This is a genomic window from Paenibacillus sp. DS2015, assembly GCF_050433705.1.
GTDB lineage: Bacteria > Bacillota > Bacilli > Paenibacillales > Paenibacillaceae > Paenibacillus_AQ.
Window position 1 is genome coordinate 58,953 of the sequence record NZ_JBNPWS010000005.1, and the last position, 18,246, is coordinate 77,198.

General features: G+C 43.6%; 13 protein-coding genes. 2 read left to right on the top strand and 11 right to left on the bottom strand.

Annotated elements, in window-relative coordinates:
- Positions 1–23: 23 nt before the first annotated feature.
- The 3 genes from J2T13_RS06695 to J2T13_RS06705 form a co-directional block, all read right to left on the bottom strand.
- Positions 24–476 (bottom strand): RrF2 family transcriptional regulator, encoded by a 453-nt coding sequence (locus J2T13_RS06695; RefSeq protein ID WP_429369564.1) that lies wholly within the window; start codon positions 474–476, stop codon positions 24–26.
- A gap of 320 nt (positions 477–796) precedes the next feature.
- Positions 797–5,767 (bottom strand): DUF4132 domain-containing protein, encoded by a 4,971-nt coding sequence (locus J2T13_RS06700; RefSeq protein ID WP_429369566.1) that lies wholly within the window; start codon positions 5,765–5,767, stop codon positions 797–799.
- Positions 5,768–5,783: 16 nt separating this feature from the next.
- Positions 5,784–6,203 carry a hypothetical protein gene (locus tag J2T13_RS06705; RefSeq protein WP_429369568.1) on the bottom strand — a complete coding sequence of 140 codons (420 nt, stop codon included), beginning with the start codon at positions 6,201–6,203 and terminating at the stop codon, positions 5,784–5,786.
- A 349-nt stretch (positions 6,204–6,552) separates the two neighbouring features.
- Between J2T13_RS06705 and J2T13_RS06710 the strand changes: the two genes are divergently transcribed.
- Positions 6,553–6,843: a hypothetical protein gene (locus tag J2T13_RS06710; protein ID WP_429369570.1), complete on the top strand. Its 291-nt coding sequence runs from the start codon at positions 6,553–6,555 to the stop codon at positions 6,841–6,843.
- 205 nt (positions 6,844–7,048) lie between these two features.
- Here J2T13_RS06710 and J2T13_RS06715 read toward each other — a convergent pair whose 3' ends face one another.
- The 6 genes from J2T13_RS06715 to J2T13_RS06740 form a co-directional block, all read right to left on the bottom strand.
- A complete protein-coding gene (locus J2T13_RS06715; RefSeq protein ID WP_429369572.1) occupies positions 7,049–7,792 on the bottom strand; it encodes a nucleoside phosphorylase in 744 nt (247 codons plus the stop codon).
- Positions 7,793–7,794: 2 nt separating this feature from the next.
- Positions 7,795–8,469: a sulfite oxidase-like oxidoreductase gene (locus J2T13_RS06720; RefSeq protein ID WP_429369574.1), complete on the bottom strand. Its 675-nt coding sequence runs from the start codon at positions 8,467–8,469 to the stop codon at positions 7,795–7,797.
- Between the two features lie 102 nt (positions 8,470–8,571).
- Positions 8,572–9,495, bottom strand: coding sequence for an ABC transporter permease (locus tag J2T13_RS06725; protein ID WP_429369576.1), 924 nt, complete (start codon positions 9,493–9,495; stop codon positions 8,572–8,574).
- Positions 9,479–10,546 carry an ABC transporter permease gene (locus tag J2T13_RS06730; RefSeq protein WP_429369578.1) on the bottom strand — a complete coding sequence of 356 codons (1,068 nt, stop codon included), beginning with the start codon at positions 10,544–10,546 and terminating at the stop codon, positions 9,479–9,481. Before J2T13_RS06730 ends, J2T13_RS06725 begins: the two co-directional genes overlap by 17 nt.
- Positions 10,543–12,042, bottom strand: a complete 1,500-nt coding sequence (locus J2T13_RS06735; RefSeq protein ID WP_429369805.1) for an ABC transporter ATP-binding protein — start codon at positions 12,040–12,042, stop codon at positions 10,543–10,545. Before J2T13_RS06735 ends, J2T13_RS06730 begins: the two co-directional genes overlap by 4 nt.
- A gap of 117 nt (positions 12,043–12,159) precedes the next feature.
- A complete protein-coding gene (locus tag J2T13_RS06740) occupies positions 12,160–13,197 on the bottom strand; it encodes a BMP family lipoprotein (protein ID WP_429369580.1) in 1,038 nt (345 codons plus the stop codon).
- Positions 13,198–13,504: 307 nt separating this feature from the next.
- On the opposite strand from J2T13_RS06740, the gene J2T13_RS06745 reads away from it, so the two are divergent.
- A complete protein-coding gene (locus J2T13_RS06745; RefSeq protein ID WP_429369582.1) occupies positions 13,505–14,527 on the top strand; it encodes an ABC transporter substrate-binding protein in 1,023 nt (340 codons plus the stop codon).
- Between the two features lie 139 nt (positions 14,528–14,666).
- Here the strand turns inward: J2T13_RS06745 and J2T13_RS06750 are convergent, their stop codons facing one another.
- Together J2T13_RS06750 and J2T13_RS06755 are read right to left on the bottom strand one after the other, a co-directional pair.
- Positions 14,667–17,003 carry a PQQ-binding-like beta-propeller repeat protein gene (locus tag J2T13_RS06750; protein ID WP_429369584.1) on the bottom strand — a complete coding sequence of 779 codons (2,337 nt, stop codon included), beginning with the start codon at positions 17,001–17,003 and terminating at the stop codon, positions 14,667–14,669.
- Between the two features lie 255 nt (positions 17,004–17,258).
- Complete coding sequence (locus J2T13_RS06755; protein WP_429369807.1) at positions 17,259–17,798, bottom strand: FIMAH domain-containing protein; 540 nt, start codon at positions 17,796–17,798, stop codon at positions 17,259–17,261.
- Positions 17,799–18,246: the final 448 nt, after the last annotated feature.

Genomic DNA, 18,246 nt, shown 5'->3' on the forward strand with positions numbered 1-18,246 from the left:
ATTTTATTGTCAACACCAAATAATCAAATGGTTTTTCCGGAAATATCCGCGATGGTCCGTGATTTAAGCACACAAAGTGTACTTTCTTCAATATCTGCTAAGACATCTGAGAAAGCATCATTGATCTGATGACCGTAGCAATGCACACTAACGGCATCCAACATACTGTCACTAATGGCATCGTGAATTTGCAGTGCAGAATAGACATCCGCCAGACTAATGGATTCAGCATTTCTTCCCAGTCGGTATCCACCGTCTCTGCCTTCACGGGATTGAATAATTTGTTCACGGGATAATGCTGCGAATATACGGCGTAACACGGTTGCTTCAGAATGAAGAAATGATGCGATGTCGCTGCTCGAGCATCTGTTAGATTGTTTATTCAGGAAAACCAAGGCTTGGAGTGCAATGCTGAATGTCTTGTACGTCGAGGGGCAAGACGTGGCTGATTTCTTCGTTGTCGACGGTTTGTTCACGCTTAAGTCCCCTTTCTGAATAGATTCTACACCGATTGTAGCCTATTCCCAGCTTTCCTTCAAGGCTTTGGTAAGCCTATTATTATAACAATAAAAAAAAGCCTAACATCCATTAACCGGATGTTAGACCTCTACTCTAAGCTTCTATTCCACACTTTTATTCCACACTTTTATTCCACACTTTTATTCCATACTTTTATTCCATACTTTTATTATAGCGTGACTTGCGCATAAATTCAGTTATTCAACAGGGTACCCCTCCCCCGCATATTATGCCAATTGTCTTCTGGATAGATCTGTAAAAAGTCCATCCTCTTTCATCATGATTGCAATTGCATTAGAATTTGCGGATCTTTAATCTTCTTATCCTCAGCCAACATGACGATCTTCGACAGAATTTCCGCTGTCTTCGGATCTTCATCTATAAACGGTAGGAATATTCGGCCTCTATGCTGTGAATGTACAGGAACGATATGCATCGCGCCTGCAGCTTGTCTGTAAACCATACCACTACCCAAATGTACCCCATACTCACCAAGAGAGCCATCAATTCGAGCATAATTACCTTCTACACGAACATTATCAATCTTCAAGAGGCGAAGTGACTCTGTGACAATCACGCTTCGCATTTCTATCGTTGTCAGGCTGGCTTCTGGATCCACGCCGCCGACATGCGCCACACTCACGACTAAATCTACGTCGCGCATCACTTCTGAGAATAGGATAGGAGGAACTTTATCCAAGGCAACGCTCTTATAGGTGTTCCGATCAAAGAATTGAACCGTCTCAAGCGTAGGCGCTTCAATCTCCGAAGGAGAGAACCAATCTGCCATCGCATAAAGATTGGCGATCAGATTCTCTGCATAGTATACCTTCTGAAGTCCCTCTTCATAACTAATGGTCCACTGACGACCTTTGAGTAAGGAGACCGTTTTCCCCGGCTGTACTTGATGCCCAGCATATCTGCGAGATATCGTACCCTGAGCCAGCTCATCCACATTTGGAAGATACAACTCACGGAACACCTGCTTGAATGGCTGACGGAGTTGACGATTGAATAGGTCCTTCTGATACTGACTCCAGTGGCCACTTTTATATAAATGAAGGGGGTGCGCAATGAGGAGTTCTTCCTTATCCCCAATCAGAACTAATTTACCCGCTGGATCGATGAGTCCGAGTGTGGCTGCATCGAAGTATCCCAGCACCTCTCCCGCTTTAAACACCAGCGTTCGCAATAGGGGTGTGATGACCGGATTCCCTGATAACCCCTTCAATTCTTGCAAAGTAAATGTATTACCTGACTCCATAGAGCGTTCTAGCTCCTTACGCGCTCTCCGGTATTGATCTGTCAATTCAACCTTCATTTCTTTCAAAGCGGCAATATATTCATCCTTCTTGTACTTTGCAGGAACGGATTTCAACGCTTTACCTTTTCGAGTAATGCCAATTACCGTTTTCCCCTCTTCATCAATACGAAGCTGTACTGTCGTCTCCTCATCTAGCTTATGTGGCTGGAAGAAAGCTTGCATATCATCCAACTTCCGCGCTTCCATATCCCACATCAGCCGGATAACATCTCCATACCCTGCATTTCTCGCCAAATTGCTAAGGGCAATCTGCGAAGTCATGCCTTCACTTGCCCGACGCTGAGCGCCAAACTTCTTACTCTGCACAAGAAAACGTTGAATGAATTCATATCGTTCACGAATATCTTGGTCACGATCGTCTCGCAATGAAATAAGACTATAACAGAGCAAATGATCCTTATTCCGTTTATCTTCTACGGACTTTTGTATTTCCCTAATATCTAGCTTCCCCAGTGTGGCATCTGCGAAAAGTTGTGATCTTCGGTGATTGGCACCGGCGGAGATATATTTAGCACAATCGTACAATAAGTCGAACCGCTGCTCTCCCAACGTATCATAAGCCTCTTTAAACCATCTTATATCAAAGGCACCATCATTAAACTCTTGCCCTGAGATCGGTGAATAGTGGGCTACAACCGTTTCTTTCTCAGCGGAGAAACCTTCATTAATGTGCGCATGGAAATACCAAGCCGCACTGCGCAGACCCTCCCAATTCAAATACTTAGCTACAATATCTAACCACTGAGGAGCGTACATAGCTGCTTCTAGCAATCTTTTCTCCGTAATATCAAGACCTATTAGCATTTGTCTCAAAAGAGTATCATCTTCACCTTCACGTGGATAACTGTTCTTAAGCAGGTGACTGAAAGATTCCTTCTTCGTAATGCTATCCCCATATCCATAGACATAACCTCGGATGAAAGTTTCGTGCTGTAAGCCCGATAATATATGAATGAAATGTTCAATACCCTCGATTCGCTCCAGCCCCATGGCTAGAGGGGTTACCTCCGTAGCTAGATCACCACGTTCGAGCTCCACATCTAGAATTCTCTCAACAACTGTCTGACGAATCGTAACTAACTCAGGCTTATGGTCTATCCCATGGTCTATCCCATCATATCGCTTAGATGTCATGTTACGAATATGATAGCGACTGTCTTGGCTACCTAATAACTCCAGATATACTTCTCCTGTACCGATCATCCCCGCTTCAAAGGCACGGAAATAGTCCTTTAGCTCAAGTACCGAATCCATATGCTCCTCTGGATTCATCCTATTAAATGCATAGAAAGTATGGAACACTCGCTTAAAGCTGTCATCATCATGGATACGATTTCGGGCCATTGCGAGCCATGGAGTCGCTAAGATCTTCAATATTACCCACTCTTTGGATACCTTTTTCTTAGGCATCGCTTGCATCAAAGCATTCAAAGCATTTATCGTTAAATCAAATGTCGAGCTTTTATCGCTATCCATGAAGTAAGCAAAGAGAAGGTTGCTGATCTGATTGCTATACTTAAATCCTTTGAGCGCATCTTTGATCTCTTGAATATGGGTAACCGGATACACCTGCTCGGTAAACTCCTTACGCCAACCCTCCAACAGCGTATGCTTCTCAAGCTCAGCATAATCCATCTCATCAGTGAAACCCCAATAATTGTCCAACGTCTGATCCAGTGGGGCAAGTTGAGAATAGAAATAGATCTGCATTAATTCATATGCTCCTAGATTGCTCCGCTCCAAGTAATCTCTCCACACCTCGTGTAGCGGATACTTCGCAAGCTCAGATGTCTCGTTCTCTTCCTCTTGAAACGGACGAATCCTGCTTAAGTCTGCACCCAACAGCAACGTATCCTTATAACCAGAGTAATACTCTACCTCATACTCATGATCACGATGATTATGAATTTCTTGCTCCAGCCCAGTGAGAAAACGAATAACATCTTCCGCAGACAACCTGAAGATATAACTCCACTCGAACTCTCCTATAACCGGAGTCTCTGTAAGCCAAGGCTCGATGGTATTGGGATCAAATAGACCGAAGCCATTCGCTGCCGTATATTCATTCTTGTGACTAAGTCTTCCTATCAATTGCTGTTCCTTAGGTGTGGGATTCTCAATGAAATGATGCAACGAACTCAAGCCCTCATACTGCTTCTTCCGTTCACTATCCTCATAAATCACGACAATCAACTCCAACCCTGCTATGCGCTGTAATTCACTCTTACCTTGTAACAACCGAGTTAGAGAGATCCTCACGCTATCCTCAGGTTGACGCAACAGTAATTCAATCGCACTTTGACGTAAGGAACCTGTCTTCAACTTTAACAAAGCTTCTACCTGCTTCAACTCATCGTCCGATAATATCAACTTCTTAGCCTTATCGAGTGCCTTCTCACGATTACTCATACTTTTATCTGATAGAGACGTGAATATAAATTCACGCTGTGCTAAATCATCCGTATCCTGCATGAAATAAGATAACAACTCACCCCGCATATCCGCACTTAATCGATCCTTTAAGGCAATGATTGTGGCAATCCATTCCTTGTCCATATCATAAGCAGCCAGGTATAGCATCTTACGAATAGGGAGGTCTGGCGTGTAATGAACATGCGCAAAATCTAACACTTTGGAAGGTGCGGATATTCCTTTGAGAGTCATGCCAAGGAACATTCCCATGAGCTGTTCAAATTCACGTCGACGTTCTTCTTTGTCCTCCAGAAGTGGCATACGTTCAACCGAGACGCTAGGCCCATTCTCTTCCTCTATTAGCCAATTATGTGTGTACTCATAACTGTAGTTGGATAGAATCCAATACTGTAATTCAGGGTCCGTAACATCTAGATATTGTCTAGCAATCCCATAACGAATCTCTCTATTCTCACTGTTCACAAGTACATACTGTGCAATGATCTGCTGATACAGCGCACCTTGCTCCATCAAGTGTTTAATTCCAATGAATAAATCACGTTCTTCATATACCGCTGTAGCCCATAAACTTAAATAGACGTGGTTCGCATTGTCACTAGACAACCATGACGTCCGAATGGATTCATCACTTAAGACACGATAGGCGCCTTCGATCAATTGTCCCGCTACACGTTGATTCGCTGATTCCAGCCCCATACCTGTCCATACACCAAGCGCTCTCACGACAGAACTATAACGAATAAAACCTTTGTCAATGATGACCTTCAACATGTACAGGTTCGCCTCAAGCGTTCCCTCGTCCATTCGTTCCACGATGGATTGACGAAGCCCCTCTTGTAATCGAGCAGCTGCTAATAGCTCACCCATCATCACATACAAGTCCGCATCGTGACTCATGAATATCCCTTTAATCATCCCGTGAGTAAGTAATGCCGTCTGATTATCTCCATATACAATTTCCTTAAGTGCCGCAATGACCTCTGTATTGTTACAATCCAGCTCGAAAGCGATGACATCACTAATCACCTGTGCCAACTGATAATTCTGCTTCAACGGATAATCCGTTAACGTCAAATAATCTATAATTGCGAATTCATGACAATCCATGGATAGAAGCGAACTCATCTTGCTAATCACCTGGCCCATATGGGCACTCCGTTCCGATGTACGAAAAGGTCTACGTTCATATCCTGTGCCATAAGGGTATCCAGTCGCATGATTAGTAATATAATCCAATATCTCTCCCGTGTACTCATTCGTAAGTAATTTTACAACTTTCACCAGTGGATCGAATAATATCTCATCATTCCCCGCAGCAAGTGAATACAATATCTCTTCGCATTTCAAGAAACAATCTTCACCCTGACGCACATACTCCTCTTGTCCCAACTCTACCACTAATTTCGCTAGTGGAGAGAGATGAGGATCTAACCCCGCTGCTCTTTCTTGTAATAATGCATAATAACGATTCTCTTGTGCATGTTTCTCCATTATTCCTTATCTCCCCTTAACCATAGCTTCCAGCTAACATTGTGAACCTGATAAATACAATTTCATCTTCTTCCATAAGCTTAAGCGGTGATTCCAATTGACTATGCTCTTCTTCACGAATAAATACTTTATATAATCCATCTTCAAAAGCTAATAATGCGGTCCCTACCGCCTTCGCAACATCAGGACTCTGTTCGTTATACACCGAGCCGAATCCTACCTTTCCACTCTCTCCACGCGCCTTGATCTCCGTCCCTGTTAAGAATGGCATCAGCGCAGTACTTTGTTGCTTATCCTTTAACTCCTGCACATTCACAATAACAACTTCCGTAATAAGCTCCTTCAGTGTTGTCGGAATGATCGGAAGCTCTATCTCAATTTTGGTTAGTATATTCTTACGTTTACCCAAACTTTTAACGGTTACGTACAATTTCATAGTCGATTCCTCCCACTCAAAATTCAAATAATCAGGAGCATCTATCCTATTAACTATCACTATTCTTACCCTATGTAGTGAACAGCTTACCAAACATAGCCACAACGTGCCAAGTTAACACTTCTATTATTAAAATCATAATGGAAACGCATGTTCTTATATAGTTTCAACTCCCAAAATATTACTTCACGGTTAATCCGCATATAAAAAGAAGCCATTAGGCTTTATATCAAGCACTAACATTTATAAACCCTAGAATGTTGGAGAATTAATCAAATTGACAAGAAAAAATGGTCGATTTATAGTAGAATGATGTCACAGCGTTATTACGCAATTAGGGGGTATCAGAATGGCTATTAGTTTCACTAAATCTATTGTAGATAGATTAAATAAGGAAATAGCTGAAATTCATATCAAAAGTGATAATGAAAAGAAAAAGGCCGAAAAGGCACTTTCTAAAATAAATCAATTACAAAAAGATATGGAATTAAGTACTTCAGCCCACGACTTAAGCAGTAAAATGAGTCGAATAAGTAAATTGAAAGCAAACATCCAACAAATCAATTTTTTACAAGCTGATTTATCACAACAGTTGGTTACGAAAACGGCTATTCTCAATCAGCAACCCCAAGTTCAATAACTGGGAGTCAACAAACAATAATAATATAAATATATAGATTGAACTAAAGTTTGCGCTCCCAAGTTCAATCATTTCTAAAGAAAATCATGAATATGAGGGTTTGTCTTTAGCTCAATCTAAATAGAAGCCTCCTTAGCCACTTTTGTGGTTTAGGAGGCTTCCTTGATTCATTCGTAACGGTTTCCACTTCAATTACAATGACTTATCAGGCTCTTCCCGCCTCATCTTCATGCGCTAATGTCACGATAGCACGCAGGGTAGCCTCAATCTCTCGCTCAACAGCGCGCGCCACTGCATCCGTATGTGGATCATAGACCTCAGCTAATTCAGCATCCGCATAACCGTCAATCGCTAGGATCGCTCCGGCACGAGCCCCTCGAAGTGTACTAACGATATAAAGAGCTGCAATCTCCATTTCAACGGCAATGGCCCCTGCCTGCTTATACTTTAGATGAGGAATCTCCTCAACACCGGCAAAAAAGGCGTCCAGTGTTACCGTAATACCTTTAGCAGTCACTCCATCTCCTAGCGTAGCCGCTTGGTACAACGCATTAACGACCTGACTATCTCCGACCGCAGGGAAACCCTCGGGTACCAACTGACGTGTTAACCCATCCGTACGAACCGCAGCTGTACTAACAACTAGACTGCCCGCAGGGTAATCCTCTGAATATGACCCAGCTGTACCGACTCGTATCAAAGTGTTCACACCAGCGCGGATTAATTCCTCGAAGCAGACAGCCGCACCAGGGCAACCCACACCATGACTCACCACAGCGAGCTTCACACCTTCATATTCGCCCACAAAAGTACGATATTCACGGCTAAATGCTAACTCTCTAGCCCCTTTAAGTCTCTGAGAGATCATCTCAGCTCGCTTCGGATCTCCGCATACAATCGCATATGGGGGAATATCCTCTGAATCTATTTGCAGAATTGACATCAACATCTTTAATCGAACTCCTTCCGTGTCCACTCATCTTCAGGAATAGGGAGATCTTCACCTGAGAAACGTTGCTCAAGGAACGGATCAGCCGTGTTATGGAAGCCATTGTTTTCCCAGAAGCCCTGACGATCCTCGCGCATGAATTCAATTCCCCGAATCCACTTCGCGCTTTTCCAGAAATATAAATGGGGTACAACAAGTCGTAGTGGCCAGCCATGCTTAGCCGTTAAGGGCTTATTATCAAAGTTAAAAGCTAGTAGAACATCCTCATTCATCAAATCTACTAGCGGAAGATTCGTATCGTATTCAGGATCCGCATGAATCATAACGAACTGAGCCTCTGGCTTCACTTGGATCACTTTTAATAAATCCGTGAAACGCACGCCCTCCCAAGGAGTATCGAACTTAGACCAACGCGTGACACAGTGAATATCACTAACAGTATTCGACTGCGGCATCGCCTTCAGATCATCATAAGTAAACGTCCTTTCCTCTTCAACTTCGCCAAATATACGCAGGCTCCAAGTTGCCAGATCATATTCAGGAACTTCCCCTTCATGTAATATAGGGAACTTCTCGGTCAATGACTGTCCCGGAGGCAGACGATGTTGTAGCGTAGTATCCAACTGCTGAGCTTTAGGGGCTTTTACAGATTTCAGACGATCAGCTTTTTTATGCATTGTAGGGTTCCTCCCGTATTCCAATCTTCCTATCTTCCTATCTTCCTATCTTCCTATCTTCCTATCTTCCTATCTTCCTATCTTCCTATCTTCCTATCTATTCTAGCGTGAGCTTCCGCCAGCTTTATGTGCATCCTCTAGATAACTCCGATCTTTGAAGAAGAACATCGCAATTAGCGTTACTATATAAGGTAACATTTGTGTGAAGTGAGACGGCATAGAGAAACCCTGAAGGCGTATTCCCACAGCATCCATAAATCCGAACAACATACTCGATGCCATTACCCCTATCGGACTGGCTTGTCCAAGCATCGTAGCTACGAGTGCAATGAAACCACGTCCTGCTGTCATACCCTCTGTAAACATGGTGACCTGTCCAAGCGAAAGTTGTGCTCCAGCTAAACCACAGAGTACGCCACATGCCAGTACAGCGCTATATTGATGTTTACGAACTTTAATCCCGATACTTTGGGCCGCTACTGGATTCTCCCCCACCGAACGCAACCGAAAGCCTGCGATAGTCTTGAATAAGAAGAATTGTAGAACGAACACCAAGATAAGGCCAATATATACAAGTGGGCTTTGCCCCGAAATAACGTCACCTAACCAAGGAATATCTTTGATGAAGGGGATATCCCATTTCGGAAGGCCAACCATATTGTTATCATAATATGCTCCCTTAACATCAAAGATCGCCCGTAATAGAAAAGTTGTGAGTCCCGCTGCCAAGAAATTCAGCGAAATCCCGACGACAATAACATTAGCCTTAAGATTAATACTAATATAACCAAATATTAACGAGAACAACATCACACACAGTACGGCGAACAACACAGCAAGCCATACGTTACCAAAAAGATAGTTGCCCACGATACCCGAGAATGCCCCCATAAGAACGAATCCTTCTAAGGCTACGTTAAATAGACCCACTCTCGAACAGAGCGCTCCACCTAAGGCAGCAAGCAGAATCGGTGTCACCACACGAAGCATAGAGCTGAATAGAGCGGCATCAAGAAGTTGTCCCATTCGATTGTTTCTCCTTTCTGCGCTTCCAGAATGTATAGCCTATTCTTGCAGATACGAATAAAGTAAGTACTGCCTGAATGACACTTGCCACTTCAAGTGGAACATCTGTATTTCTTTCAACGCCCATCGCACCTGTCTGTAGCGCTGCAAGTAGTATCGCTGCGAGTGCCGTCCCTAGAGGATGAGAGTTCGCTAGAAGCGTGGCCATAATACCACTCCAAGCATAACTTGCTGAGGATAAGGAACCATCTAGGAATCGATATTGAGTACCCAGCACCTCGCCTGCTCCTGCAAGACCCGCAAGCCCACCACTAACGATCATCGCGATAATCATCATGCGTCCTCGTCGTACTCCACCATAAGAGGCAAAGAGAGGATTGCTGCCGAGCATTCTAATCTCATAACCTGCTACCGTCTTTTTCATAAAGAAATATAATAAGACAGCAGCTAGAATAGCTAGAATAAATCCAGCATGCAGACCCATACCTTGAAATAATTTAGGCAACCACACACTCTGATCAATCATCGCTGACTGAGCCATAGCTGCAGATCCCGTTGTATCCTTGAACGGATAAGCTACCATATATCCTGCAAAGAGAGTCGCAATATAATTAAGGAGTAATGTCGTAATAAGTAGGTTCATTCCGAAACGTGCATCGAGCCAACCCGCCAGAACAGACCACAATCCACCAGCTACAATTCCGGCTACAATAGATACGATCAACACGAGCCACCCAGGCCCTGGAAAATAAAGAGCCGTAAGCGCAGCCGATAATCCTCCGAGAACCATCTGTCCTTCTGCTCCCATATTAAAGAATCCCGCGCGGAATGCTAATGCTATACCTAACCCAGCTAGAATAATTGGCGTTGCCCGTGCTAGCGTATTCGTTAGGAAATAGAAGCTTCCGAACGCCCCATTCCACATTTCCATGTAAGTCTCGGTTATGGAGCCGCCGACAATCAGAATCGCTATTGCTCCAGCTACTAAACCAATAACAATAGCCAGTAGTGGTTGTATCAGTCCGCGTAAGCTCTGTTTGATAACACTCATGTTCGTTGTTTCCCCCCTGCCATTAGCAGACTGATCTTCTCTTCTGTGGCTTCCAAAGCAGATAATTCACCCGCAATTTCACCTTCATACATCACGACAATCCGATCAGATAACTGTAGGATCTCGGTTAGCTCAGATGAGACAAGTAGAATTCCGGCCCCAGCATCCCTTTTGCGAATAAGCTCGGTATGAATGATTTCCATTGCCCCAATATCTACCCCACGCGTAGGCTCTGCAGCGATGAGAAAAGGCGTCTCTTGCGCAAATTCTCGCGCCGCAATCAGCTTCTGCAGATTACCTCCAGATAAATATTGAACTTTATCATCCAGCGAACCTGCCTTAATGCCGAACTGCCGAATCCATTGCCCTACTGTATTTCGCGCCACTTTATGTTTAACCATACCCCGACTCTGAATTTTATGATGATGACCCATCAGTCCATTGTCTAGCACAGTAGCATCTTTGGCAGCACCCCACAGGTAACGATCTTCGGGAATATGAGCTAATCCACGTTCACGAATATCCCGCACAGTCTTTCCAGCAGTGTCCATACCCACGAGATGAATAGTTCCCTCATCTATCTTCCGAATACCAGAGATCGCTTGAATAAGCTCTGATTGACCATTGCCAGAGATCCCTGCGACACCCAAGATTTCACCGGCACGAACCTGTAAATGAATATCTTGAAGTAACGGCTTACCTTTAAGCCCTGTGATCCCCGCTCCCTGTATATCCAGAACAGGTTCTCCTAATGAGACTGGCTTCTTCTCAAGTGAAATGAGATCTCTCCCCACCATTAGACGAGAGAGCTGTTCTATATCTGTATCTGCCGCAGCAAGGGTTCCCGTCACCTGTCCATCACGCAACACTGTAATCCGATCCGCCACTTCCATTACTTCATGCAGCTTATGCGTAATGAGAATAAAGCTTTTCCCCTGATTCGCTAGTTCCTTTACATTCGCCAATAGCTCTTTGACCTCTAAGGGGGTCAAGGCTCCCGTCGGCTCATCCAATACAATAATATCCGCTCCCTGATGTAACACCTTGAGAATCTCAACTCTCTGTTGCATCCCAATCGGACAATCGGACAGTTTAGCCCAGGGATCCACAGGCATCCCATATCGTCTTCCTAGCTCCTCCACAAGAGAAGCGGCCGCTTTACGATCAAATCTTAAGCCAGCCGCTGGCTCACGCCCAATCACGATATTCTCAGCAACCGTAAACGAGGGAAACAACATGAAATGCTGATGCACCATACCAATGCCACTGGCCATCGCCTTCGAAGGATCTGCAAAGGAAACGTTGTCCCCCCGTACTCTGACTGTACCTGAGGTGGGTTGTTCCATCCCATATAAAATACGCATCAACGTCGTTTTGCCTGCCCCATTCTCACCAACGAGTGCATGAACTTCACCTTCAACCAGATCAAAATTAACACCTTGATTGGCGATAACTCCACCATATTGTTTCGTTATATTCTCCATCTGTAGCAGCATTGCCCATGCTCCCTCCTCTTGTGGCACCACGTTTACAATCATTCTCTCCCCGATAATAACAGCAAAGCCGGCTGCTCATAGGCAACCGGCAATAACTTGTCACATCATACAACGCAATTATTGCTGTAATGGATCTTTAATTACAATAGTACCGGAAATAATATCTTCATGAATTTTCTTTACTTTATCAATGACTTCTTGCCCGATAAACGGACTAAGCGGAGACTTACTATCATGAGTAACAAATGTTACACCAACACCGTTCTCTTTCAACCCGTAGTTCACGGCGCCGTATTCGAATGTATCATTAACGAAGTCTTTTACGGTTTCATAAGTTACGGTATCTGTCGATTTCAATTGAGATAATACGATATGCTCAGGATCAAGTTCCGTACGATCCACATCTTGTCCTGATGTATAGAATCCTTTTTCTTCAGCAGCTTCGAATACCCCTAAATCACCTGTTGCTGCAGCTCCAGCAATGAAATCAGCACCTTTACCAAAGGTCACTAACGCTAATTCCTTAGCCTTAGCAGGGTCAGCAAATCCCCCCACGTAGTTGACAAGGAATTCCGCATCTGGATTCGTAGATGCTAAGCCTTGGCTGAATCCTTCCGTGTATTTCTTGATAAGTGGAATATCAACGGCAGCTACCATACCAACGATGTTGGTCTTTGTTGATAGACCCGCTGTTGCACCTAGTAAGTATGCAGCTTCATATTCACGGAAACCGACACTACGTACATTTGGTAGATCTACTGTTGTATCAATAATAGCGAATGGCTTGTCAGGATTCTCCGCAGCAACCTTCTTCAACGCATCCTCAGCTTGGAATGTTGCCGTAATGATCAAGTCATAGTTCTCTGCGACTGCAGCACGCAAATTTTGTTCAAATGCCGCTGGATCTGTAGATTGGATCGTTTTCACTTCTACTCCGAATTCTGTACCTGCTTTAGTGAAACCTTCATCCATTTGAACAAAGAATGGGTTAACGCCTATTTTTTCTGGTAATACCAGTGCAATTTTTTTAGATTTGGCTTGATCTCCCGATCCGGAATTTGTTGATTGTTCGTCTTTTTCGGTATTTGAACCACATGCAGCTAGTAAAACAGTGATCATAATCATGGATAATACGAACGATAAGCTTCTCTTCAACCGAAATCTCCCCTTTTTATCTATCTAGTTTCACTTATCCTATAAGATCACTATGACTTTTGTCAACAAAAATAGAAGTTTGTCGAATAATTTTTCTCGATTCAATAGAAATGAATCATCATAAGTTTCCTTTTAGCTCATCCTATACACTCTATATAGTAGAAGAAGTTGTACTTTTCGGTCTGAATTCTGAATTCTATGGAAAAATATAGATAAGTGCATTGACAGAAGAATTCCCGTCTGATAGACTTCGATATTGATAATGATTATCATTATTGATGATATATACTATACTAGGAGGTTTATCATGTTAAAAAGAAAGTCCCTCTTCGCAACGATTGCCCTTATGCTACTGTTCACAGTATTCGTAACGGCTTGCGGTGGAGCAAATAACAATAAGCCAGCTCCTGCATCATCAGCAACGGTTGAGGAAACGGTAACACCTGAGAAAGAAGAAGCCGTTGTGGAAGTGGCGGAAACAGCCCCTACAGAATTCCGCAGCTATACAACCGATAAGGGCAATGTGCAGATTCCCGTTAAACCTCAACGAATTATCACGGATTACTATGGTGGGGAACTGCTCTCTGTGGGAGCTAATGTTGTCGGTGTTGAACCCAGCGCTTTTGACAACCCATTCCTAGTGGAACTGCTTAAAGAAACTCAGGACGTTGGCTATCCGACAGACCTTGAGAAAACATTGGAGCTTAAGCCCGATCTAATCGTAGTCATGTACGATGAAAATTACGATGCCTTGTCCAAAATTGCTCCAACCCTACACATCCCCTATGGGACGACTACTAACATCAATGAAACGGTCAAATTATTCGGTGACATTGTAGGCGCGCCTGACAAAGCCGAAGAATTCATAGCAGCCTTTGATCAAAAAGCTACTGAAGGACGAGAGAAGCTAAAAGGTATTGTGAATGAGAATGATACTTTCGGAATCTATGAGCTGACGGATAAAGGTGATCTGTGGATCTTCGGAGACAACGCTGGCCGCGGTGGGCAAGTTCTCTATAACGCCCTGCAGCTGAATATGCCGGCTAAGAACAACAATGAGAACCAGACCTTACAGCTGTCCATGGAAGTGTTGCCGGAATATTCGGCGGATTACATGTTCCTGACAACCTATGACCCAGAGAAAAAAGGTGCTCAACTTGAAGAGCTAAAGAAGTCCTCCGTATGGAATGGTCTATCTGCGGCTAAGAATAACCACTTGTTCTACAATGACTTCGATACATACTATCGCTACGATCCCATTGCTATTACTGCACAAATTGATCTATTCGTAGATATGATTATTGCTCGTAGCGAAGAGAGTAAGAAATAAGCCAGTTATAATTTAAAGGTAACTAATTATGCAAGGAGGTGTCCCACAAGCCATAAATGGCAGCGGGACACCTCCTTAGTTGTTACAAAAATAAGAATCTAAACCCGTAGATTATGGCTGTTTGATGCAGCATAGCTAATTATTTCTTCTTCAATCTATTGTCTATTTCTACTAACGTTTCCGCTAATGTCTCCGTATTAAATCGTGCAAAACCTCCGTTAGCTGAACCAACATAAATCTCATTTCCTACGATATTAATCGTTCCATTTCTCGTGTCTTGCTCGCGAAGTTCTGCGTAACCCACTCTTATATTCTGGATACGTCCAATGACTTTACCATCCTTTTTGCCAAGTAACAAAAGATCTTTACCATAAGGCAAGAGTAGATACTGATCCATAACTGCGTAACTACTTACTGTAAGTTGAGTGAGATAATCCCCCACTCCAGACGTTGTATCCATCTGCCAGACAATCTTCCCACTTAATTTATCCACTGATGTAGGAACGCCATTGACGACAAGGTACATTCGTTTCCCCTCGATGACCCCTTTTGAAGCTAAACCTTTCATCGTCCATAATACCTTACTATTCTTAGTATCATAGAATACCGTTTCAACGCCATCTCCATTAGACTCCTCATGATCGTCCGACCGCTGTACTAGTAAATATCGCTCGTCGATCACCTCGAATCGTTCGCCCGCTTTAGCCGCATATGCCGCCAACTGCTCTCCTGAGTTCATATTCATTAGAAGCCACTGATCTCCAAGGAACACCCAACGTGTCGAACTTCTAGGAACAAACGGATCGATACGCTCACCCCCAGCATAGTAGGGATCTTTCTCTGGATTGGTAACGGTCACTTGCTGATCCACTACTTCTCGTTCCCAGACTGTGGAGCCCGTATCAGAGTCAAGAGCTTCAAGCTGATTATCATCCTGAATAAGAACATATTGATCCTGTGGACCTTCATTTAACATTTGGTAATCAACACTCAGTGTCTTCTCCCACTTTACTTTGCCTGTCTCACTATCGAGTACAACCAGCTTTCTTGTTGTATCTTCAGGCCCTTGCCGATCATATACAAGAATAGAATCTCGGGTGGCTGATATATCGATCCCCGCATCTCCTAATGAAGGTTTGTATTCCCACAGCACCTTACCATCGGATAGACGAATGTGTTGTATCCTATTTACATACTCTTTAATACTAGGGTCATAATCGGAAAAGAGGGTCACATTCTCTCCTGTATGATCTAACTTCGCCGTGAGCCAACCGAATCCAGCATCCAATTGCCAGAGTTTCTTACCCGTCTGTCTATTCACCGCATATATACTGGAATCATTATGCATACCACTAAAGCCACCGTCATCCCCTTTGATTAGGAGAACCTCTTCATTCGCCCCGATCAGATACGTGAAGTTGAGATCCCCTTGATTATGCCACACAGGAGTCCAATCTATCGTAGCGGATAGAGGGGTTGTGGGGAAATCATAGGTGAAATAGTAGTCGTCGCCTGAAGAGAGATTACCCCATGACTTCCCCTCTGTAGGCAGAATCCAATTCATCCGCTCTAACCGATCTTCAGCAGAGAACGATACGGTAAATTGGGCATCAGAACGCTCATATCTCCACGTTACACCGAGCCGGATTGGCTCTCCGGTCTGTTCCAAATTTTCTGATGTTTCTATGTAATGTGGTTCTCCTAGCCATTTCCTTACAGAAGCCTGACTAGCTCCTTCTGCCAACTTTATTTCTGTGAGGTTACGAATAACGTCAGTCGCCATTGTTGAATCAGGATCAAACAAACCTTTCTCGATGAGCCGTTTGTCTAGGATGTCTTGCTCATGAACCCATAGCATAACTGGGCGGTAGATGTCATATTCTTTATGCCAGAAGGAGGGAGCTACGATCACACCATACCAATCATTCCACCTAGCTATACATACGAGCTCATCCTCCCTGCCTTCTAAGGCCCACTTCAAAGTACTCTCTGGTGCAAGAGACAAATTCGCCTCTGTGCGCACTGTAACATAGCCTGGATCGGTCCACTCCACCTGACTAGACGCCTCTGTCGTATACCAGATCGGAATCCATAATGTCCCCCGTTCATATGTCTGAACAGACAACATCTCGTCGCCTACCGATTCCACCGGAAGGGACTCTCCTTCTTTGCTGTAATATTGTATTTTCCAATCTTCAATTGAGTTTATCGCGCTGAGTTGCTCCGAGAAATAAGCCGTCCTGGTCCTAATGGTTATCTCGTCTCCGGGTTGTAGAAGACTTCCGCTACCCCCTACCGCTGTCTCCACTATCCCTACTTCATTCGTTGGCGTTGTAGCCGGCACTATAGGCACTGTAGGCTCTATAGTCTTAGCAAGCTCGGGTTGATTCATATTCCATATTAAGATCGGTATAACGATGCAAACAGCACCTATACAACCGTATTGTAAATATCGCCACAATGAACGCTTGCCCAAATGTCATCTCCCCCTCTTGGTTAGGCATCTAATCATAAGACGTTTGAATGAGTCATAAGTTACAGCATATATCGTAATATCATACGACAAAATGGTAAAATTTTGAACCTATATTTAAAAAAACCTCAGTAAGCAGATGCCCGCAAAGTACTCACGAGTTCATTTGCTTACTGAGGATCTCTATAATGTTGGACATGCAGCTGTACAAGAATCTATCATTCCACGGCTGGTCTTTAGTTCGTTCTATCGAGTTACTTATCCTTTTTTCCCAACCGCAAGGAAGAGTGTTGCATAATAAGCTAGATTCTGCCCCACCTGCCGGGACATATGATTATTGTGTTTGTCTTTGTGCTTATCAAGCGCGGTAACGATTTTCTGCATAGATTTAAGAGCATCTTTACTTGACCCTTTCTCTAAATCACGCTTAGCCTGCTTCATAAGCTTAGTTAGCTCTGATTGGATAGCACCCTTTAACTCCCCAGATGCCTTATATTGCTCCAGCAAAGTATCCATAGTATTCACAATGCTAGGCATGCGATCCTCTGAGAGTGGAACTTTGGCCCAATCCATATCTGATGCCAAATAGAAACTTGGATAGGTCGGCTGGTTATAGGTAGTATTCTGTCGTGCAACCCCTGTGCGGTATTGCGAATCATGCATTAAAATGACCAATTTGTGATTCGTAACCTCGGTGCGTATATAGATTCGAATGGCTGAGCTATCCGTCGTTCGCACCAACATCTCTTCTCTCCAATCACCGAATAGATCCGCGACGAGCGATGGCGTTCCTGTCACCAAGTGCAGGCTAATGTAATTAAATGGATTTTTCTCCGGTCCCGTTTGCTGAACGTTTACGTTCTGCTTTAATACATGTTCTTGCGTGTAGTGTCAGCTTCGCTGGTACTACACGCAAAGTAAATGGTTATATATGTTAACAATTTAAAAAGGTAACCGTCCCAAGATTAGGAGGGTTACCCTTTTTGGTGTCTTCTATTTCAAGAACTGGCGTATCGTATGCCGGTTCTTTTTTTATGGTGCTGCCTTTATGCAAGGCTGCTTGATGGGAGCGCAACAACGCAGAGCGGACATGATGCCTCCATGCCTTCCCTGATCTACCTAGATAACTTTGACCTTGGCTCTATTAATGGTAAAATATAAGAACACACGTTCTTTATTTTTGGAAATTGGTTGTAATAACTGAATTTCATTTCTCTTTATAAGGTAGGAGTGATCTCTTCAAAAA